Below are 21,154 nucleotides of genomic sequence, written 5' to 3' on the forward strand. Positions count from 1 at the left end.
GTACTATGTGATCGTTTTATAGATAGTTCTTTAGCATATCAAGGATATGCAAGAGGCTTAGGTATGGATAAAGTATTTGAAATTAATCGTTTCGCAACGGAAGATTGTATGCCTAGTTTAACAATCTATTTAGATATTGAGCCAGAGGTAGGTTTAGCACGAATTGGAAAAGATGCAGGACGTGAAGTAAATCGACTAGATATGGAAGATATCTCTTTCCATAAACGTGTGCGTGAAGGGTATTTACAAGTTGTAGAGCGTTTCTCTAATCGCATTGTATTAGTAAATGCTGATCAATCAATGAAAAAACTTATAGAAGAAGTTGTTCAGATTATAGAAGATAAATTGTTATAATAGAAGGAAAGAATGAAATAAGTGAGGTATGCAGTATGATAAATACGTGGGAGCAGCTTTCTGCTATACAGCCCATCGGTGTCAAAATGTTGATGAATAGCATTGCAAAAGAGCGTATATCCCACGCTTACTTGTTAGAGGGAGGGAAAGGRACTGGGAAGTTYGCCACAGCAATTCAAATGGCAAAAAGTTTTCTCTGTTCACAAAGAAATGGTGTAGAGCCTTGTCATGTATGTACGAATTGTCGCCGAATTGATTCAGGCAACTACCCAAACTTACATATTGTAAAACCAGATGGATTATCTATTAAAAAACAGCAAATTCATGATTTACAAGAAGAGTTTTCAAAAACAGGATTAGAAGCAAATAAAAAAGTATATATTATTGAGCATGCAGATCGTATGACAGCAAATGCAGCGAATACGCTCTTAAAGTTTTTAGAAGAACCAAGTAGTGATACAACAGCTATTTTACTTACTGAACAAAGTCATCAGATTTTAAATACAATCTTATCTCGTTGTCAAGTTGTTACGTTTAGGCCGTTGCCTACAGAATCTTTAATTAAGAGGTTAGAGGAAGAAGGTATTACAGTCTCTTTATCTACACTTGCTGCGCAGCTTACAAATAGTTTTGAAGAAGCTTTATTAATGTGTAATGATGAATGGTTTGCACAAGCGAGAGCTTTAGTGATAAAATTATGTGAAGCGCTCGAAAAAGATAAGGCCTCTATTTTTTTTGTACAAGAAAAATGGGGGAAGCACTTTGGAGAGAAAGAACAATTACAGCAAGGCTTAGATATGTTACTCCTTATTTATAAGGATTTATTATATGTTCAACTTGGAGAAGAAGATCGTCTTGTTTTTCATGAGCAGAAAGAGATGTTTGAATCCTTTTCTTATGCTCAGAAGCGCATTGTATCAGCTCTCTTTAATATATTAGAGGCAAAAAATAGAATCAACGCTAATGTAAATGCGCAGCTTGTGTTCGAACAGTTAGTGTTGCGGTTGCAGGAGGGATGACCGTTTTGTATGATGTAGTAGGTGTTCGCTTTAAGAAGGCCGGAAAGGTATATTACTTTGATCCAAATCAGTTCGATATCTCAGAAAATGAGTTTGTAATTGTAGAAACGGTAAGAGGTATTGAGTACGGAAAAGTAGTTATTACCAAAAAGCAAGTTGATGAAAATGACGTTGTATTACCGCTAAAAAAAGTTATTCGTATTGCAAATGAAAATGATCGTACCATTGTTGAAGAGAATAGGCATGCTGCGAAAGAAGCATATCAAGTTTGTCAACAAAAGGTAGGAGAACATAATCTTGATATGAAGCTTGTAGATGTAGAGTATACGTTCGATCGTAATAAGATTATTTTTTACTTTACTGCGGATGGTCGGATTGATTTCCGGGAACTAGTGAAAGACTTAGCGGCAATTTTTAGGACAAGAATTGAGCTGAGACAGATCGGCGTTCGTGACGAAGCAAAAATGCTTGGTGGTATTGGTCCATGTGGTCGTATGCTTTGTTGTTCTACTTTTTTAGGAGATTTTGAACCTGTATCCATTAAAATGGCAAARGATCAAAATTTATCATTAAATCCTGCAAAAATCTCTGGTTTATGTGGTCGCTTAATGTGTTGCTTAAAATATGAGAATGATGAATATGAGGCAGCAAAGGAACAACTTCCTGATTTAGATCAACGTATACAAACACCGCACGGTACTGGCCGTGTTATCGGATTAAATATTTTAGAAAGATTAATTCAAGTGGAGCTAGTAGACAAGGAACGGATAGTAGAATATACGTTAGATGAATTAATGAATAAAGGGGTCGTTTCGAGTCAAACCACAGATTAATGAGGTGGGTGCTTGTGGAGAAAAAGGATATTTTTGCATCGGTTTCTAGTATGGAAGAGCAAATTGGACATTTATACAAACAGTTGGGAGAATTAAAACAACATCTTGCAGAATTATTGGAAGAAAACCAACATATAAAAATGGAAAATGAAAATTTGCGACATCGTTTTGAAGAAGTGCAGAACAAGGAAAAACAAAAAACTCAAAAACGCAAAGAAATGAAGGCGAAGACAGATATTGGTGAAGGATACGATAATCTAGCGAGACTATATCAAGAAGGTTTTCATATTTGCAATCTACATTATGGAAGTGTACGTAAAGAGGGAGATTGTTTATTCTGTCTGTCATTTTTAAATAAAAAGTGAGATTACCTTTCCAATATAATTGGAAAGGTAATTTTTTATACATGAGAGTAGAATGAAATTTATTTTTAAATTAATAGAAGATGAAATAGGGTAGGTTAAGTGTAAGAAAGGGAGCAATATATGAATTTATATGAAGATGAGCGTTTAGATTACTTATTAGCGCAAGATATGAAGATTGTACAAAGTCCATCAGTATTTAATTTTTCTTTGGATGCTGTTTTACTTGCAGATTTTGCTTGGGTGCCAATTCAAAAAGGTAATTTACTTGATTTGTGTACAGGTAATGCAGTTATCCCTCTTTTATTAAGTACAAGGACAAAAGGGAAAATTACAGGTGTAGAAATTCAAGAGCGCTTATATGATATGGGAATAAGAAGTGTTCAATACAATAATTTAGCAGAAAGAATTCATTTAATCCATGGAGATTTGAAAGATATGCCGGAGAAACTTGGACGTCATCAATATGATGTTGTAACATGTAATCCTCCTTATTTTCAAACACCACAAACTTCTGAGAAGAATATGAATGAACATTTAGCGATAGCTCGTCATGAAATTATGTGCACACTAGAAGATGTTGTATACGCAAGTAGTCAGCTAGTGAAACAGGGTGGGAAAGTAGCATTTGTACATCGTCCAGGTCGTTTGCTCGACATCGTCACATTAATGCGTAAATACAAAATTGAACCGAAACGTGTGCGATTTGTTTATCCTAAGGCTGGTAAAGAAGCGAATACATTGTTAATTGAAGGAATTAAGGATGGGAATGCAGATTTAAAAATCTTACCACCTCTTTTTGTATATGAAGAAAACAATGAATATACAAAGGAGCTTCGTTCAATTTTATATGGAGAAGAATAAGCATTGTTTTTATGTGGTGGAGTGTTCTGATGGAAGTTATTATGCTGGATACACGAATCATATAGAAAAACGGATTCAGACCCATAATAGTGGAAAAGGTGCTAGATATACACGCGCTAGACTTCCAGTTGTTTTAAAATATGTAGAGGATCACGAGGATAAACGAACGGCTATGCAAGCTGAGTATCACTTTAAGCAGTTAACGAGGAAAAAAAAAGAAGAATACATGCAAAAAGGAGAACGCTATGTGGCAGCAAAAAAGCTTTCAGCAAAATGAAAAGGGAGTTTTATATTTAGTACCGACTCCAATCGGAAATTTAGAGGATATGACATTTCGTGCAATCCGAATTTTAAAAGAGGCAGACATTATTGCAGCGGAAGATACAAGGCAAACGAAGAAACTTTGTAATTACTTTGAAATTGAAACACCAGTTATGAGTTATCATGAGCATAATAAAGGAGTAAGTGGACGGAAAATTTTAGATAAGTTAGAAGAAGGTAAGACTGTAGCCATTGTGAGCGATGCTGGTATGCCATGTATTTCAGATCCTGGTTATGATATCGTTGTAGAGGCTGTAGCAGAACAATATCATGTTATCCCGCTTCCTGGAGCAAATGCAGCCCTTACAGCATTGATTGCATCAGGACTTGAGACAAAACATTTTTATTTCTATGGTTTCCTGCAAAGAAATAAAAAGGGACGTAAGCTTGAATTAGAAAAACTACGCTATATTCCAACTACAATGATGTTTTATGAGGCGCCACATCGTTTAGATGATACTTTAATCTCTATGCAAGAAGTATTAGGAAATAGGGAAATCGTATTATGTCGTGAGCTAACGAAAAAATTTGAAGAGTTTATTCGTGGAACAATTGAAGAAGCGATTGAGTGGACGAAGCAAAATGAAGTTCGTGGTGAGTTTTGTATTTTAGTAGCAGGTTCAACAGAAGAACCTACTCCAGAAGAACAATGGTGGGAAGCTATTTCAGTATATAATCATATTGAACATTATATAAATGAAAAAGGTATGAATTCAAAAGAAGCGATAAAAATAGTCGCTAAAGACCGAGATTTGTCGAAACGCGACGTATATCAAATCTATCATGTGGATAAAAAATAAGCTTCTCATAATTGAGAAGCTTATTTTGCTGTTTCGATATAATCTTGAAGTTCGTTTAAGACTTGTTCAGCGCCTTCTTTACTTAAGATAATTTTACCTTCAGCTAAAGATAGGTTACCATCAGATACTTCACCAGTTACTTGGCAAGTCATGTTTGGTTTATATTTCTTTAAGATGATTTTTTCATCATCAACGTAGATTTCAAGAGCATCCTTTTCTGCAATACCTAAAGTACGGCGTAATTCGATTGGAATTACTACACGACCTAATTCATCAACTTTACGAACGATACCAGTAGATTTCATAATTCTTTTCCTCCTAAATAAATAGTTTATAAGTTTCGAGTCTATTTTTTTGATTCGTCATTTTTCGACAAAATACCCTATGGACATATGATACCAATCATTTACATTTCCGTCAATTATTAAATTCCATATTTTTAAAAAAGATTTATAGATTTTTATACTTCTTATATATGATAGAATGTAAGTCATTTCTACAATTGTTTTGTATTATTTTTTGTAATGTTTATACTTTTCGGGAAATATATTGTATATTTTTTTGAATATGAGTAATAGATGATAAAGATATCGAGCATTAACTCGTTTTTATCCCGCTATTTGTGAGCAGTAAGACTCCCACTTCAAAATTTAGCCGGAGCAAAGAAGTTAAGTGGGTGTCGGGCTGCTCGTAAAAGCCCGATTGGTGTGGGCTAATAATCCATGGGGGATGAACCCTTTCCACGGATTAAAGTTTCACTTTATATATGAGTTTTTGATATACTGTTTATAAATACATATGAGGTTATTCGKGAGGTCCAAAACGATGAAAGAGGAAAATAAGTCCTTTTATATTACTACCCCAATTTATTATCCAAGTGGAAAGTTACACATTGGACATGCTTATACGACAGTAGCAGGAGATGCGATGGCACGATATAAGCGTATGCAAGGATACAATGTTCATTATTTAACAGGAACTGATGAGCATGGACAGAAGATCCAAAAGAAAGCAGAAGAACTAAATGTTACACCACAGGCATATGTGGATAACATTGTATCAGGGATTAAAGAACTTTGGGAGAAGATGGATATCTCTTATGATGATTTTATTCGTACAACTGAAGATCGTCATAAAGATGTTGTTGAGAAAATCTTCAAGCAGCTAGTAGATCAAGGCGATATTTATCTTGATGAATATGAAGGTTGGTATTCTGTACAAGATGAAACATTCTATACAGCGCATCAATTAGTAGATCCAATTATGGAAGGTGACAAAGTAGTTGGTGGAAAAAGCCCAGATAGTGGTCACGCTGTAGAACTTGTTCGCGAAGAGTCTTATTTCTTTAGAATGGGTAAATATGTAGACCGACTATTAAAGTTCTATGAAGATAACCCACATTTTATTCAGCCGGAGTCCCGTAAAAATGAAATGATTAATAACTTCATTAAACCAGGATTAGAAGATTTAGCTGTTTCTCGTACTTCATTTGACTGGGGAGTTCGTGTTCCAGGTAACCCAAAGCACGTTATTTACGTATGGGTAGATGCGTTGTCTAATTACATTACTGCATTAGGATATGGAACAGAAAATGAAGAGAAGTATAAAAAATTCTGGCCAGCAGATGTCCATTTAGTTGGGAAAGAAATCGTTCGTTTCCACACAATTTATTGGCCAATTATTTTAATGGCTTTAGATTTACCACTTCCGAAGAAAGTCTTTGCTCATGGCTGGATTTTAATGAAGGATGGAAAAATGAGTAAGTCAAAAGGAAACGTAGTAGATCCAGTTACACTAATTGATCGTTACGGATTAGATGCATTGCGTTACTACTTACTTCGCGAAGTTCCATTTGGATCTGATGGAGTATTCACACCAGAAGGATTTGTTGAACGAATCAACTTTGATTTAGCGAATGATTTAGGTAACTTATTAAATCGTACAGTAGCTATGATTGATAAATACTTTAACGGGGAAATCCCTGCATTTAAAGCAAATGTAACTGAGTTCGATGAAACGTTAGTGACATTTGCCAAAGATACATTGAAAAAAGTAGAAGAGGCAATGGAGAATATGGAATTCTCTGTAGCGCTAAGTTCCATTTGGCAATTAGTTAGCCGTACGAACAAATATATTGATGAAACGCAACCGTGGGTATTAGCGAAGGATGAGAATGATCGYGAAAAACTTGCGTCTGTAATGKCCCACTTAGCTGAGGTACTTCGTCAAACAGGTATTATGCTTATGCCATTCCTAACAGTAGCACCAAGTAAGATGTTTGCTCAACTTGGACTTACTGAAGAGGCGCATAAATCTTGGGAAAGCCTATCTACAATTGGATGTATTCCAGCTGGAACAAAAGTAGAAAAAGGAAACCCAATYTTCCCTCGTTTGGAAATGGAAGTAGAAGTGGGRTATATTAAAGAACAAATGCAAGGTTCTGCTCCTAAAGTAGAAGAGAAAAAAGCAGAAGAACCAAAGGCAGAAGAAATTACAATTGATGATTTCTTTAAAGTAGAATTACGAGTAGCTGAAGTAATATCCGCTGAACCTGTGAAAAAAGCAGATAAGTTGTTAAAAATTCAGCTTGATTTAGGTACAGAGAAGCGCCAAGTGGTTTCTGGGATTGCTAAATTCTATTCCCCAGAAGAACTAAAAGGTAAAAAGGTTATTTGTGTAACGAATTTAAAACCTGTAAAATTACGTGGTGAATTATCACAAGGTATGATTTTAGCAGGTGAAGAGAATGGCGTATTGTCATTAGTATCAATTGACCAGAATTTACCAAATGGTACAAAAATCAAGTAATTGAGACAAGAAAAGAGATGTTTCACGTGTAACATTGGTGAAGCGTCTTTTTTCTTTTTACATTCCGTTTTTTGCATTAAAATTGAAGTATTGTTATCGTTAAGCTAGAAAGAGTGTAGTTTTTCTATGAGAGAATTGATTTCAATATAAAAGGAGTTATTTATTATGTTGTTTGATACACATTCACATTTAAATGCAGAGCAATTTGAAGAAGATTTACAAGAAGTTATCGCGAGAATGAAAGAAGCGGGAGTTACATATACAGTGGTTGTTGGATTTGATGAAGTAACGATAAAGAAAGCAATTGAATTAGCAGAGGCTTATGATTTTATTTACGCTGCAGTTGGATGGCATCCTGTTGATGCAATCGATATGAAAGAAGAACATTTAGCTTGGTTAGAAGAATTAGCGGCTCATCCTAAAGTAGTTGCAATTGGGGAAATGGGATTAGATTATCACTGGGATAAGTCTCCAAAAGAAATACAGAAGGAAGTATTCCGTAAACAAATTGCATTAGCGAAAAAGGTGAAATTACCGATTATTATACATAACCGCGATGCAACTCAAGATATTGTTGATATCCTAGAGGAAGAGAATGCAGCTGAAGTAGGGGGCATTATGCATTGCTTTAGCGGTAGTGTAGAAGTAGCACAGCGATGTGTCGATATGAACTTTTTAATTTCATTAGGTGGACCAGTAACATTTAAAAATGCCAAGAAACCGAAAGAAGTTGCTATGGAGATTCCGTTAGAAAAATTATTGATAGAGACAGATTGCCCGTATTTAACACCACACCCATTTCGAGGGAAACGAAATGAACCTAGTTATGTAAAACTGGTAGCAGAAGAAATTGCGAATTTAAAAGGAATTTCTTATGACGAAGTAGCACAAGTAACAACAAAGAATGCCAAATCCTTATTTGGTGTTGAATAAAAAAGAATGGGGAGTCCCATTCTTTTTTTGTTTTTTGAGAAGAGAGATAGTAGAAGTGATAAGAACCCACTATTTACTCATAACATAAGTGTAGAAATATTGCGGATAAATTAAGATGGAGATAGAAGTGTTACAATAAGGATAGTGAACAAAGATTTTTCTCTTCTACTTTTTAAAATGTACGATTGGGAAAATAATAATGGAAAAGTCGTCATTTTTTTGTTTTACTAAGTAGAGATGAAAAGAGTGTGGAGGCAAGCATGAAAATTAAAGAGATTATCGTTGTAGAAGGTAAAGATGATACAGTTGCGATTAAACGTGCTGTTGATGCGGATACAATCGAAACGAACGGTTCAGCAATCGGTGATCACGTTATTGAGCAAGTTAAATTAGCGCAGCAAAAACGAGGCGTTATTATTTTTACAGATCCGGATTATCCTGGAGAGCGTATTCGAAAAATTATTTCTGACAAGGTTCCTGGATGTAAGCATGCTTTTTTAACGAAGGAAGAAGCACTTGCTAAAAGGAAAAAAGGTGTTGGAATCGAACATGCTTCTAATGAGTCGATTCGCCGTGCTTTAGAGAATATACATGAAGAAATGGAAGCTTACACAAGTGAAATTAGTTGGAGTGATCTAGTCGATGCGGGCTTAGTGGGCGGAGAAATGGCAAAGAGTCGCAGAGAAAGAGTGGGTAAGCTATTAAAGATTGGTTATACAAACGCAAAACAGTTACATAAACGTTTACAAATGTTTCAGGTTTCAAAGGAATCATTTGCAGAAGCTTATAAGCAAGTAATACAGGAGGAAAAAAAATGAAGGATATCGCAACACCAAATCGTACGAAAGACATTGTTGAAAAGTATGGATTTTCATTCAAAAAAAGTTTAGGACAAAATTTTTTAATTGATACGAATGTATTAAATCGTATCGTTGATCACGCAGAAATCGGTTCAGAAAGTGGCGCAATTGAAATTGGACCAGGTATTGGTGCGTTAACAGAGCAATTGGCGAAGCGTGCTAAAAAAGTAGTGGCTTTTGAAATTGATCAGAGATTATTACCAATTTTAGACGAGACGTTAGCTCCATATAGCAACGTTACAGTTATAAATAAAGATGTACTAAAAGCAGATGTACATGAAGTGTTTAGTGAACAATTTGAAGAAGGACAAGATGTAATGGTAGTAGCTAACTTACCATACTATATTACAACGCCAATTTTATTTAAATTGCTTGAAGAAAAATTACCGGTTCGTGGATTTGTTGTTATGATGCAAAAAGAAGTTGGGGATCGTTTAGCTGCTAAACCAGGAACGAAAGAGTATGGTTCTTTATCAATTGCCATTCAGTATTATACAGAGGTAGAAACAGTTATGACTGTACCGCGTACAGTGTTTGTGCCACAACCAAATGTTGATTCTGCGATTATCCGTCTTCTAAAGCGTCCTAAACCAGTTGTAGAAGTGACAGATGAAACTTTCTTCTTTGAAGTAGTACGAGCAAGTTTCGCACAGCGTCGTAAAACTTTAATGAATAATTTATCAAATAATTTAAATGGTTTCCCGAAAGATAAAGAGCTGTTGGATCGAATTTTGACAGAAGTAGGAATTGATCCGAAGCGAAGAGGCGAAACGCTATCTATCGAAGAGTTTGCAACATTAAGTAATGCATTAATTCTTCATAAATTGTCATAAGAATATGAAAGGGACAGTTCAACTTGAGCTGTCCCTTTTGTCACCTTTCCTTTCCTAAATTCATACTTTAAAAACAGGTAAGATGGCCTAACGAGTTTGGAGTTTGGAGGTAGGAGAATGGATTTACATGTTGGAGAATTAGTTGAACGATATTCTCATAATAGGGATATTCTTTTTCGTATTATAGAAATAAAAGGCGATATGGCAATATTATTTGGAGAGGAAATTAGACTTGTGGCGGATGCACCACTTGCAGATTTAATTAGTATAGATCAACGAGAACATAAAAATAGAGTGAAGCGTGAAAAAGAAACGATGGAGCGTACTTACCGGTTGTTTCAGCAAGATTACGTGTTGATGAAACAAAGACATGAACATAATTCAACTGGTGGATATACAAGTGAAGTGAATTATTTTCAAATGCCAGGACGTGTATTGCATATAGATGGAGATCCTTTATATTTGCGCAAGTGCTTAGATTTATATAATAAAATAGGCGTTCCTGTTCAAGGTATTCATTGTAAGGAAACGGAGATGCATGAAAAGGTAGTAGACTTAATAGATCATTTTCGCCCAGACATTTTAGTTATTACAGGACATGATGCATATACAAAGTCAAAAGGAGTTATGGGAGATTTAGCAGCATATAGACATTCTAAACATTTTGTACAGGCCGTTCGAGAAGTGCGGAAAAAGTATCCATCGTTAGATCAACTCGTTATTTTTGCTGGGGCTTGTCAATCACACTTTGAGGCGTTGATTCGGGCAGGTGCTAATTTTGCTAGTTCACCGTCTAGAATTAATATTCATGCTCTAGATCCTGTATATGTAGTTGGCAAAATTAGTTTCACTTCATTTATGGAAAGAGTAAATGTATGGGACGTTGTGCGTAATACAATTACTGGCGAAAAGGGACTAGGCGGAATTGAAACAAGAGGGATTTTACGAACAGGATTGCCCTTTCAACATTATGACGAATGAGCAAGGTACATACGTATCTTGCTTTTTTATGTGGAAATGATTTAAATGAGTCTGGATAAAAAGCGGCAAGAGCGTGCAGACTATACAATGATACTTTTAGAATATAGTATTTCTTCTATCTATTTGAACGCATGATGCTTTTATAATGATATTGTCTGTGAATTGCGGTYAATAATTGGGATAGATATATCGTGTTTTAAGTGTTCAATCTAAATTACAGCGAGGTGTAGCAAAGTATATGTCAAAACGTTTAGATGAAATTAAAAGCGAATTAGATCACCATCTTGGACAGCGACTTATGTTAAAGGCAAATAGTGGGAGAAGAAAAACTGTGGAGCAATCAGGTGTACTTGCAGAAACGTATCGTTCTGTGTTTGTTGTACAATTAGACCAGCAAGAAGATGCATTGCAACGTGTATCTTATAGTTATGCAGATGTTTTAACAGAGACAGTAGAACTAACATTTTACGATGAATCTCAAAATGAAGTATTTTATAATTAATGTATTTTTCGTTACATATATTCCCATAAATGAAAAGCTATATTATTTTGCATACTAATTATACCGTAGCAAAATAAGGAGGGACTCTGCATTGAGTAGACGAAGAGGAGTCATGTCAAATCAATTTAAAGAAGAGCTTGCAAAAGAGCTTGGCTTTTATGATGTTGTTCAGAAAGAAGGATGGGGCGGAATTCGTGCGAAAGATGCTGGTAATATGGTGAAACGTGCTATAGAAATTGCAGAACAGCAATTAATGAAACGAAACCAGTAGTTGTAAGATACTTTCTATGCTACGGTAGCCGAGGAGAGATTCCTCGGCTTTTTGCACGCTAAAAGGTGCCATCATTTGACATAAGTAGTTTCATTCTGAATGCTTTTCGATATAATTAGGGAAGTGTCATCGTCTTACTATAAATTTATGGTAAAATAAACGATAAAAGACTGAGTACATAGAGTGGGTGAATATAGATTGAAGCTACTAGTGAAAGCACCAGCAAAGATTAATCTGTCGTTAGATGTACTGGGAAAAAGACAAGATGGATATCATGAAGTGAAAATGATTATGACAACAATCGACTTGGCAGATCGTTTAGAGCTAACGGAATTAGCAGAAGACCGTATTGAAATTTTGTCCCATAATCGGTATGTCCCAGACGACCAACGCAATTTAGCTTATCAAGCAGCGAAATTATTAAAAGTGAAGTTTAATGTAAAAAAAGGTGTGTCTATTACTATTGAAAAAACGATTCCAGTAGCCGCTGGATTAGCAGGTGGAAGTAGTGATGCAGCAGCGACATTACGTGGCCTTAATAAGTTATGGAATTTAGGGCTAACAATCGATGAATTAGCAAAGCTTGGCGCAGAAATTGGGTCAGATGTATCGTTCTGTGTATATGGCGGAACTGCTATTGCCACTGGAAGAGGAGAAGAAATTGAACATATAAAGACTCCGCCTTCTTGTTGGGTTGTTTTAGCAAAGCCCCACATTGGTGTATCTACTGCTGATGTGTACGGAAATTTAAAATTAAATCGTGTTACTCATCCAAATGTAGATAAAATGGTTGAAGTCATTAACCATGGCGATTATAAAGGAATTTGTGATACTGTTGGTAACGTTTTAGAAGATGTGACGTTTGCGATGCATCCCGAGGTTGCACGTATTAAATCACAGATGAAACGCTTTGGGGCAGATGCCGTATTAATGAGTGGAAGTGGCCCAACTGTATTTGGTCTTGTACACCATGATTCGCGAATGCACCGCATATATAACGGGTTAAAAGGATTTTGTGAGCAAGTATATGCAGTGCGTTTATTAGGAGAGCGAGAAACGCTTGAATAAAGACGTATAATACGTTATGATTTGTTTAGAATATTCGTGATTTGAGGTGAGAGTATGAAAATTAGACGAAGTACAAGATTGGTCGATCTGACGTATTACTTGTTACAAAATCCTCGTCAGCTAGTTTCTCTCACTTTTTTTGCTGAAAGGTATCAATCGGCTAAATCTTCCATTAGTGAAGATTTAGTTATTATTAAGCAAACGTTTGAACAACAAGGTGTCGGCACATTGCAAACGGTACCAGGAGCAGCAGGAGGAGTGAAATATATTCCTTATATAAGTGAAGAAGAGGCAAATCTGATTATTAACGAGCTTTGTAGCTTATTTGAAAACCCAGACCGTATTTTGCCTGGCGGTTACTTATATATGACGGATCTTTTAAGTAATCCTCGCCAGATTAATGGCGCAGGTCGTTTATTTGCTTCTGTTTTTGCTAGGCAACCAATTGATGCGGTTATGACGGTAGCGACAAAAGGAATTCCGCTTGCTTATGCAGTAGCGAACTACTTAGATGTACCGGTAGTAATTGCGAGAAAAGATAATAAGGTAACAGAAGGACCCACTGTTAGTATTAACTATGTATCAGGTTCCTCTAAGCGAATCCAAACGATGACTTTAGCAAAGCGTAGCCTTCCAGAAGGGTCCAATGTTTTAATTATTGATGACTTTATGAAAGCTGGCGGAACCATTCAAGGTATGATGAGCATGCTAGAAGAGTTTAAAGCTAATGTTGTTGGGATTGGCGTATTAGTAGAGTCTACGGATATTGAAGAAAGACTTATTAATAACTTTGTATCATTAATTCGTCTATCAGAAGTTGATGTGAAAGAAAAAGCGATTCAAGTGGAAAAGGGGAATTATGCACTTGCACCATTTGATAAAGGGCTTGTAGAGGCTGAGTAAAAAGGTAAAGCAGATAGCTTTACCTTTTTTTATTCCTATTTATAAATTACAAAATAGATGGACAAACTGCCTTTGGTACACTATTTTTAAAGAGTAAAAATAAATAATAAAAGGGTGAAAAGTATGAAAGTTGTTCAAACAAGCAAAGCACCACAGGCAATCGGACCATATTCACAAGGGATTATTGTAAATAATATGTTCTATAGTTCAGGACAAATTCCGTTAACGGCAAGTGGAGAACTTGTAACAGGAGATGTAACAGTACAAACAGAGCAAGTATTTGAAAATTTACAAGCGGTATTAGCAGAAGCAGGTGCTTCATTTGATACAGTGGTAAAAACAACAGTATTCTTGAAGAATATGGATGATTTTAATGCTGTTAATGAAGTATACGGTTCTTATTTCTCTACTCATAAACCAGCGCGTTCTTGTGTACAAGTAGCAAAATTACCGAAAGATGTTTCTGTTGAAATCGAAGTAATTGCCCTAGTTAAGTAACTCTTTGTAAGCGATAACCTCTACTAATCCTTATATTCAACTACAATAAAAATTTTTATCTTAAAAATTTTTAAAAAATTAAAGGGAAAATAGAAATTTTGTGGAATTTATACAAATATATCGCTTATTTAGAAAAGGGTGGTGAACACAAGATGGAAGTGACTGACGTAAGATTACGCCGCGTAAACACAGAAGGCCGCATGAGAGCAATTGCCTCTATTACTCTAGACCATGAATTTGTTGTTCATGATATTCGTGTAATTGATGGTAATAATGGATTATTTGTAGCAATGCCAAGTAAACGTACTCCAGATGGAGAATTCCGTGACATTGCACATCCAATTAATTCTAATACACGCTCTAAAATTCAAGATGCGGTTTTAACAGAGTATCATCGTTTAGGCGAGTTAGAAGAGGTTGAGTTTGAAGAAGCAGGCGCTTCGTAAAATTCGAATGAAAAGGGCTTTTGAAAGAAAGTCTTATAATTTTGTAGCAAACTCCTGTAAGCATTTACAGGAGTTTGTTTTTTTTTTGAATAATACACGTTTCTAATTATAAAAATTCATATTTTGAAAAAATAAAGATGAAAAACTTCTAATTTTTTCAAAATCATTTAAAATAGTATAGCTTATTCCTTAAAAAAGATACTAAAGAGTAAAACATCTTATAAGAATTATGGTAAAATTTAATAGTTATAATGTGTTTCTTGAAATATATGATGATTTAGGATAATATCGTTAATGGATAAATAGGTTGCGATGGAGGGTCTATATGTCAAACAGATTTGCAGTGATTCTAGCTGCAGGTAAAGGCACACGTATGAAGTCCAAGCTATACAAAGTGCTGCATCCTGTATGTGGAAAACCAATGGTACAACATGTAGTCAATGAAGTATCTCAATTAGGATTGCAGAAACTTGTAACAGTCGTTGGACATGGTGCTGAAAAGGTACAAGAACAGCTAGGAAACGTAAGTGAGTTTGCATTACAAGCAGAACAACTTGGTACAGCTCATGCTGTCGATCAAGCTGCAAGTGTACTTGCGAATGAAGAGGGAACAACTTTAGTTATTTGTGGTGATACACCTCTAATAACTGCTGAAACGATGGAAGCATTGCTTCAGCAACACGAAGAAGCGGGAGCAATGGCGACGGTACTAACAGCGTACATAGAAGAGCCTGCTGGATATGGCCGTATCGTTCGTAATGAGAATGGTCATGTTGAAAAGATTGTTGAGCATAAGGATGCGAATGAAAAAGAATTAGCTATTAAAGAAATCAATACAGGTACGTATTGTTTTGATAATAAAGCTTTATTTGCTTCACTTTCTAAAGTTTCAAATGATAATGTACAGGGCGAATATTACCTTCCGGACGTTATTGAAATTTTAAAAAATGAAGGTCATATTGTATCAGCTTATCAAACAGAGCACTTCGATGAAACGTTAGGTGTTAACGACAGAGTCGCTCTATCGCAAGCGGAAATTATTATGAAAAATCGTATCAACAGAAAGAACATGGTAAATGGTGTTACAATTATTGATCCAAGTAACACATACATTTCTGCGGATGCAATTATTGGTAGTGATACAGTTCTTCACCCAGGAACGGTTATTGAGGGGAACACTGTAATTGGTTCTGATTGTGAAATTGGACCGCATACAGTAATTCGCGATAGTGAAATTGGAGATCGTACGGTAATTCGTCAATCTACTGTACATGACAGCAAACTTGGTACAGAAGTATCAGTTGGTCCATTTGCACATATTCGCCCAGATTCAGTTATTGGAGATGAAGTGCGCGTTGGAAACTTCGTAGAAATCAAAAAAACTGTTTTTGGTAATAGAAGTAAAGCTTCACACTTAAGTTATATCGGGGATGCACAAGTTGGAGAAGACGTGAATCTTGGTTGTGGTTCAATTACGGTGAACTACGACGGCAAGAATAAATTTAAAACTGTAATTGGTAACGGGGTATTTATTGGATGTAATTCAAACCTTGTTGCTCCTGTAACAGTTGAAGATGGTGCTTATGTGGCAGCAGGCTCTACAATAACAGAGAATGTTCCATCAAAAGCATTATCAGTAGCACGTGCACGTCAAGTTAACAAAGAAGACTATGTTGATMAATTGCTGAATAAGAAAAAATCATAATGTGGAGGGTTAATCTAGATGTCGACTCAATATCTAAATTCTAATTTGAAAGTATTCTCTTTAAACTCTAATAAGGAACTTGCTGAGCAAATCGCAAAGCATATTGGAGTAGGACTAGGAAAATGTTCTGTTGATCGTTTTAGTGATGGAGAAGTTCAAATTAACATTGAAGAAAGTATCCGTGGTTGCGATGTATTCATTATTCAATCTACAAGCTTCCCAGTAAACGAACATATCATGGAATTACTTATTATGATTGATGCATTAAAACGTGCATCTGCAAAAACAATTAATATTGTTATTCCTTACTATGGTTATGCGCGTCAAGACCGTAAAGCGCGTTCTCGTGAACCAATTACATCGAAACTTGTAGCAAACTTGCTTGAAACAGCAGGTGCAACTCGTGTAATCACTCTAGATTTACATGCTCCGCAAATTCAAGGATTCTTTGATATCCCGATCGACCACTTAATGGGTGTACCGATTCTTTCAGACTACTTTGAAGCAAAAGGCCTTAAAGATATCGTAATCGTATCTCCTGATCACGGTGGTGTAACGCGTGCTAGAAAAATGGCGGATCGCCTAAAAGCGCCAATCGCTATTATTGATAAGCGTCGTCCTCGTCCGAATGTATCTGAGGTAATGAACATTATCGGTAACATCGAAGGCAAAACAGCAATTTTAATTGATGACATCATTGATACAGCTGGTACAATTACATTAGCGGCAAACGCTCTTGTTGAGAACGGTGCTTCTGAAGTATATGCTTGCTGTACACACCCAGTATTATCTCAATTAATTGGATAGAATGAGACGTAACCAAGCTTGGTTACGTCTTTTCGTATCGAAAAAAGAAAGTAGTGGTACAAGAATGAAATTAATAGTAGGACTTGGGAACCCAGGTAGAGAATATGAATTAACAAGGCATAATATTGGATTTATGGCAATCGATGAACTTGCAAAACGTTGGAGTATTTCTTTGAATGAACAAAAGTTTAAAGGGGTATTTGGCGCAGGTTTTGTTAATGGGGAAAAAGTAATCTTACTAAAGCCACTTACATATATGAATTTATCTGGGGAAAGTATCCGTCCACTCATGGATTATTATAAAATTGATGTCGAGGACTTCATTGTTATGTACGATGATTTAGATATTCCTGTAGGTAAATTACGCCTTCGCATGAAAGGTAGTGCGGGTGGACATAATGGTGTGAAATCAACAATTTCACATTTAGGAACACAAGAATTTCAACGTATCCGCATAGGAATCGATCGTCCGAAAAATGGGATAAAGGTAGTGGATTACGTATTAGGACGTTTTACATCTGAAGAAATATCTGGCGTTAATCAATCCATTGAAAATGCAGCAGATGCATGTGAGGAATGGTTAAATAAACCTTTTCTCCAAATCATGAATACTTTTAATAGTTAAGCGCACAATCTGGAATATTTTATTTTGTTTTATCCCATACTAGTAGCAATTGGATATTTAGGAGGCTAGTATGGAAGGTTATTATTACTGTAGACATTGTGGAAGTAATGTGGGCTCCATTATCGCAGAAAAAGTATATAGCGACGTTTTGTTTCAACTAACAGAGCAAGAAGTAGTGGATATGATTCATTTTCATGAGAATGGAAATATATATATAAAAACGATTTGTGAATCGTGTCAAGAAACGCTCGCATCTTATCCTGAGTATTATGAATATGAAAAATTTCTGCAATAAAATGTTGTCGCTTTGGCATGTCCAAAGCATTTTTCTGTTTTCTTTTTCCAAAATATTTGCATAAAATATAGTAACTTGCTCTTTATGTTGAGAGGAGTTTTGAAAATGATAGGTTTATTAGAGCAATTTTATAAAAATGAAGAAATACAATCGGTTATTAATGGGCTAGAAGATGGGTTGAAAGAACAACTTGTATCGGGTATGGCAACATCCTCTCGTTCATTATTAATGGCAGCTTTATATAAAAAGACAAAGCAATCACAACTTATCGTGACGCACAATTTATACCAAGCACAAAAAGTACATGAAGATTTAGTGGCGTTACTTGGTGAAAAAGATGTTTGGCTATATCCGGTAAATGAATTGATAGCATCGGAGGTTGGTGTTGCAAGTCCAGAATTGAAGGCACAGCGTATTGAAGTGTTAAATCGCTTAGCTGCAGGAGAGAATGGGATTATTGTAGCGCCAGTTGCAGGGCTGCGTAGGTTTTTACCAATAAAAGAATTATGGAAGCAAAGGCAAATTGAAATCAATCTAGGGCAAGAGATTGATTTAGATTCACTCTTGCATACYTTACATCATATTGGYTAYGAGCGTAAGTCRATGGTAGAAGCTCCAGGAGAKTTYAGTYTACGCGGGGGAATATTAGATATTTACCCATTAACKGAAGAATTACCRTTTCGTATTGAATTCTTYGATACASARGTYGATTCTATTCGATTGTTTGATGTGGATGAACAGCGTTCTCAAGATAAAAAGGAAAGTGTTAAGTTCGGTCCAGCAACAGAGTTTTTATTTTCACAGGAAGAATTGAAATCGGGAATTAAGCATCTTGAAGAAGGTTTGACTAAGACGATGCAAAAGCTTTCCGATGATAAATTAAAGACTACTGTGCTTGAGACGGTTAGTCATGAACTTGAAATGTTGAAAAACGGGCAAAGTATAGAACAAATGTTTAAATATTTATCTATTTTCTATAAAGAACCTGCTAGTCTGATAGATTATTTACCAGAAAATGGTGTTGTAATTTTAGATGAGATTTCCCGTATTCAAGAAACAGCATCACATCTTGAAACAGAAGAAGCGGAATGGTATATCTCACTTCTTGGCGAAGGAACAATTATTCAGGATTTATCTTTCTCCCACTCGTTTGAGGAGTTTCTTCATAATAAAAAAAGAAGTTTTGTATATTTAACGTTATTCTTACGCCATATAGCACACACACATCCTCAAAATATTGTGAATGTGACATGTAAAACGATGCAAGATTTCCACGGACAGATGCATTTGTTAAAAACTGAAATTGATAGATGGAATGAAGGTAATTTTACGACCGTTGTGCTTGGAACAGATGATGAACGTGTAAAAAAACTACAACATATTTTAAGTGATTATGATATTGATGCAGACATTGTAGAGGCGACAGATATCTTATTGCCTGGAAGGTTACAAATTGCTGTAGGTGATTTACATGCAGGCTTTGAAATGCCGATGCAAAAGTTTGTTGTCATTACTGAAAAGGAGCTTTTTCATAAGAAGGTTAAAAAATCACAACGTAAGCAAAAGTTATCTAACGCTGAACGTATTAAAAGTTATTCGGAATTAAAAGTTGGAGACCATGTAGTTCATGTAAATCATGGTATAGGTAAATTTTTAGGTATTGAGACATTAGAGATTAATGGTGTTCATAAAGATTATTTAAATATTAAATATCAAGGTAATGATAAGTTATACGTTCCAATTGAACAAATTGATCAAGTGCAAAAATACGTAGGGTCTGAAGGTAAGGAACCAAAAGTTTATAAATTAGGCGGAAATGATTGGAAGAAGGTCAAAACGAAAGTTGAAAAATCTGTACAAGACATTGCAGATGACCTAATTAAATTATATGCCGAGCGTGAAGCYTCGAAAGGTTATGCATATACACCAGATACGGCAGAGCAACAAGAGTTTGAATCTTTATTCCCATATCAAGAGACAGAGGATCAATTACGTTCTATTGAAGAGATTAAGAAAGATATGGAACGCGGACGTCCGATGGATAGGCTTCTTTGTGGTGACGTAGGATATGGAAAGACTGAAGTAGCTATTCGTGCGGCATTTAAAGCAATTATGGATGAAAAACAAGTTGCGATTTTAGTACCAACAACAATCCTTGCACAACAACACTATGAAACAATTCGAGAGCGTTTTCAAGATTATCCGATTAATATAGGGTTACTAAGTAGATTCCGTACACGAAAACAACAAAATGAAACGATTAAAGGTTTAAAAGATGGAACGGTGGATATTGTAATCGGAACGCATCGTATTTTATCTAAAGATGTTACTTATAAAGATTTAGGACTTCTTATTATTGATGAAGAACAAAGATTCGGCGTTACACATAAAGAAAAAATTAAACAATTGAAAGCAAATGTTGACGTGTTAACATTAACGGCAACTCCGATTCCACGTACACTTCATATGTCTATGCTTGGTGTGCGCGATTTATCTGTTATTGAGACACCACCAGAGAATCGTTTCCCAGTACAAACATATGTAGTAGAGTATAATCCAGCGTTAATGCGAGAAGCGATAGAGCGAGAGTTAGCAAGAGGCGGTCAAATTTACTTCCTATATAACCGTGTGGAGGATATTGAAAGAAAAGCAGATGAAATTTCGATGTTAGTTCCAGATGCTCGTGTAACATACGCACATGGGAAAATGAATGAAGGTGAATTAGAGTCTGTTATGCTATCGTTTTTAGAAGGGCAGCATGATGTTCTTGTAAGTACAACAATTATTGAGACGGGTGTAGATATTCCGAATGTAAATACATTAATTGTATTTGATGCAGATCGTATGGGATTATCGCAGTTGTATCAGCTTCGTGGTCGTGTTGGGCGTTCTAATCGCGTCGCGTATGCATACTTTGCATACAAACGTGATAAAGTGTTATCGGAAGTTGCAGAGAGGCGTCTGCAAGCRATTAAAGAGTTTACAGAGCTTGGATCTGGTTTCAAAATTGCGATGAGAGACTTATCAATTCGTGGTGCGGGTAATTTGTTAGGGGCAGAACAACAT

Annotated in this window: 23 protein-coding genes and 1 pseudogene; 23 read left to right on the forward strand and 1 reads right to left on the reverse strand. The window is 35.7% G+C overall.

The window, feature by feature from the left end:
• The 7 genes from tmk to rsmI all read left to right on the forward strand — a co-directional run.
• The coding region (tmk, locus tag AC1DJR_RS03005) for a dTMP kinase (RefSeq protein WP_477001986.1) at positions 1 to 354 on the forward strand (354 nt) is incomplete at its 5' end.
• Between the two features lie 35 nt (positions 355 to 389).
• Positions 390 to 1,373 carry a DNA polymerase III subunit delta' gene (gene holB, locus AC1DJR_RS03010; RefSeq protein WP_002009636.1) on the forward strand — a complete coding sequence of 328 codons (984 nt, stop codon included), beginning with the start codon at positions 390 to 392 and terminating at the stop codon, positions 1,371 to 1,373.
• A gap of 5 nt (positions 1,374 to 1,378) precedes the next feature.
• Complete coding sequence (locus AC1DJR_RS03015; RefSeq protein WP_002009637.1) at positions 1,379 to 2,206, forward strand: PSP1 domain-containing protein; 828 nt, start codon at positions 1,379 to 1,381, stop codon at positions 2,204 to 2,206.
• A gap of 14 nt (positions 2,207 to 2,220) precedes the next feature.
• Positions 2,221 to 2,571: a DNA replication initiation control protein YabA gene (gene yabA / locus AC1DJR_RS03020; RefSeq protein WP_002009639.1), complete on the forward strand. Its 351-nt coding sequence runs from the start codon at positions 2,221 to 2,223 to the stop codon at positions 2,569 to 2,571.
• Between the two features lie 120 nt (positions 2,572 to 2,691).
• Positions 2,692 to 3,432, forward strand: a complete 741-nt coding sequence (locus AC1DJR_RS03025) for a tRNA1(Val) (adenine(37)-N6)-methyltransferase (protein ID WP_002029328.1) — start codon at positions 2,692 to 2,694, stop codon at positions 3,430 to 3,432.
• The gene (locus tag AC1DJR_RS03030; protein WP_002130207.1) at positions 3,419 to 3,709 is read left to right on the forward strand and encodes a GIY-YIG nuclease family protein; all 291 of its coding nucleotides are present in this window, start codon (positions 3,419 to 3,421) and stop codon (positions 3,707 to 3,709) included. Before AC1DJR_RS03025 ends, AC1DJR_RS03030 begins: the two co-directional genes overlap by 14 nt.
• Entirely contained in the window at positions 3,678 to 4,553 is an 876-nt protein-coding gene (gene rsmI / locus AC1DJR_RS03035; RefSeq protein ID WP_002130208.1) for a 16S rRNA (cytidine(1402)-2'-O)-methyltransferase, read from the forward strand. Before AC1DJR_RS03030 ends, rsmI begins: the two co-directional genes overlap by 32 nt.
• Before the next feature lie 20 nt (positions 4,554 to 4,573).
• Here rsmI and AC1DJR_RS03040 read toward each other — a convergent pair whose 3' ends face one another.
• Positions 4,574 to 4,858, reverse strand: coding sequence for an AbrB/MazE/SpoVT family DNA-binding domain-containing protein (locus tag AC1DJR_RS03040; protein WP_000843037.1), 285 nt, complete (start codon positions 4,856 to 4,858; stop codon positions 4,574 to 4,576).
• Positions 4,859 to 5,351: 493 nt separating this feature from the next.
• Here AC1DJR_RS03040 and metG point away from each other — a divergent pair, with 493 nt between their 5' ends.
• The 16 genes and pseudogenes from metG to mfd all read left to right on the forward strand — a co-directional run.
• On the forward strand, positions 5,352 to 7,361 hold the full coding sequence (gene metG / locus AC1DJR_RS03045) for a methionine--tRNA ligase (protein WP_477001987.1): 2,010 nt from the start codon (positions 5,352 to 5,354) through the stop codon (positions 7,359 to 7,361).
• A gap of 165 nt (positions 7,362 to 7,526) precedes the next feature.
• A complete protein-coding gene (locus AC1DJR_RS03050; protein WP_002009645.1) occupies positions 7,527 to 8,294 on the forward strand; it encodes a TatD family hydrolase in 768 nt (255 codons plus the stop codon).
• 260 nt (positions 8,295 to 8,554) lie between these two features.
• Positions 8,555 to 9,112, forward strand: coding sequence for a ribonuclease M5 (gene rnmV, locus AC1DJR_RS03055; protein ID WP_002029323.1), 558 nt, complete (start codon positions 8,555 to 8,557; stop codon positions 9,110 to 9,112).
• Complete coding sequence (gene rsmA, locus AC1DJR_RS03060) at positions 9,109 to 9,987, forward strand: 16S rRNA (adenine(1518)-N(6)/adenine(1519)-N(6))-dimethyltransferase RsmA (RefSeq protein ID WP_002091590.1); 879 nt, start codon at positions 9,109 to 9,111, stop codon at positions 9,985 to 9,987. Before rnmV ends, rsmA begins: the two co-directional genes overlap by 4 nt.
• A gap of 117 nt (positions 9,988 to 10,104) precedes the next feature.
• Entirely contained in the window at positions 10,105 to 10,968 is an 864-nt protein-coding gene (gene yabG, locus AC1DJR_RS03065) for a sporulation peptidase YabG (RefSeq protein WP_429686877.1), read from the forward strand.
• 238 nt (positions 10,969 to 11,206) lie between these two features.
• A complete protein-coding gene (veg, locus tag AC1DJR_RS03070; protein WP_002009653.1) occupies positions 11,207 to 11,470 on the forward strand; it encodes a biofilm formation stimulator Veg in 264 nt (87 codons plus the stop codon).
• A gap of 91 nt (positions 11,471 to 11,561) precedes the next feature.
• On the forward strand, positions 11,562 to 11,741 hold the full coding sequence (sspF, locus tag AC1DJR_RS03075; protein ID WP_002094215.1) for an acid-soluble spore protein SspF: 180 nt from the start codon (positions 11,562 to 11,564) through the stop codon (positions 11,739 to 11,741).
• Positions 11,742 to 11,939: 198 nt separating this feature from the next.
• The gene (gene ispE / locus AC1DJR_RS03080) at positions 11,940 to 12,809 is read left to right on the forward strand and encodes a 4-(cytidine 5'-diphospho)-2-C-methyl-D-erythritol kinase (protein ID WP_012260164.1); all 870 of its coding nucleotides are present in this window, start codon (positions 11,940 to 11,942) and stop codon (positions 12,807 to 12,809) included.
• A gap of 54 nt (positions 12,810 to 12,863) precedes the next feature.
• A complete protein-coding gene (purR, locus tag AC1DJR_RS03085; protein WP_002091587.1) occupies positions 12,864 to 13,712 on the forward strand; it encodes a pur operon repressor in 849 nt (282 codons plus the stop codon).
• Positions 13,713 to 13,835: 123 nt separating this feature from the next.
• A complete protein-coding gene (locus AC1DJR_RS03090; protein ID WP_016106815.1) occupies positions 13,836 to 14,210 on the forward strand; it encodes a RidA family protein in 375 nt (124 codons plus the stop codon).
• A 152-nt stretch (positions 14,211 to 14,362) separates the two neighbouring features.
• Positions 14,363 to 14,656, forward strand: coding sequence for a septation regulator SpoVG (gene spoVG / locus AC1DJR_RS03095; protein ID WP_000454042.1), 294 nt, complete (start codon positions 14,363 to 14,365; stop codon positions 14,654 to 14,656).
• 325 nt (positions 14,657 to 14,981) lie between these two features.
• Positions 14,982 to 16,361, forward strand: coding sequence for a bifunctional UDP-N-acetylglucosamine diphosphorylase/glucosamine-1-phosphate N-acetyltransferase GlmU (gene glmU / locus AC1DJR_RS03100; protein ID WP_477001988.1), 1,380 nt, complete (start codon positions 14,982 to 14,984; stop codon positions 16,359 to 16,361).
• A gap of 18 nt (positions 16,362 to 16,379) precedes the next feature.
• Positions 16,380 to 17,153, forward strand: a pseudogene (locus AC1DJR_RS03105) (ribose-phosphate pyrophosphokinase); the annotation flags it as partial.
• Positions 17,154 to 17,232: 79 nt separating this feature from the next.
• Positions 17,233 to 17,793 (forward strand): aminoacyl-tRNA hydrolase, encoded by a 561-nt coding sequence (gene pth / locus AC1DJR_RS03110; protein ID WP_429686881.1) that lies wholly within the window; start codon positions 17,233 to 17,235, stop codon positions 17,791 to 17,793.
• Between the two features lie 70 nt (positions 17,794 to 17,863).
• Complete coding sequence (locus tag AC1DJR_RS03115; RefSeq protein WP_002091576.1) at positions 17,864 to 18,088, forward strand: anti-sigma-F factor Fin family protein; 225 nt, start codon at positions 17,864 to 17,866, stop codon at positions 18,086 to 18,088.
• Positions 18,089 to 18,193: 105 nt separating this feature from the next.
• Positions 18,194 to 21,154: transcription-repair coupling factor (gene mfd, locus AC1DJR_RS03120; protein ID WP_477001989.1), on the forward strand; the 2,961-nt coding region annotated here is incomplete at its 3' end.

The organism is Bacillus sp. 05T31 (genome assembly GCF_056396725.1).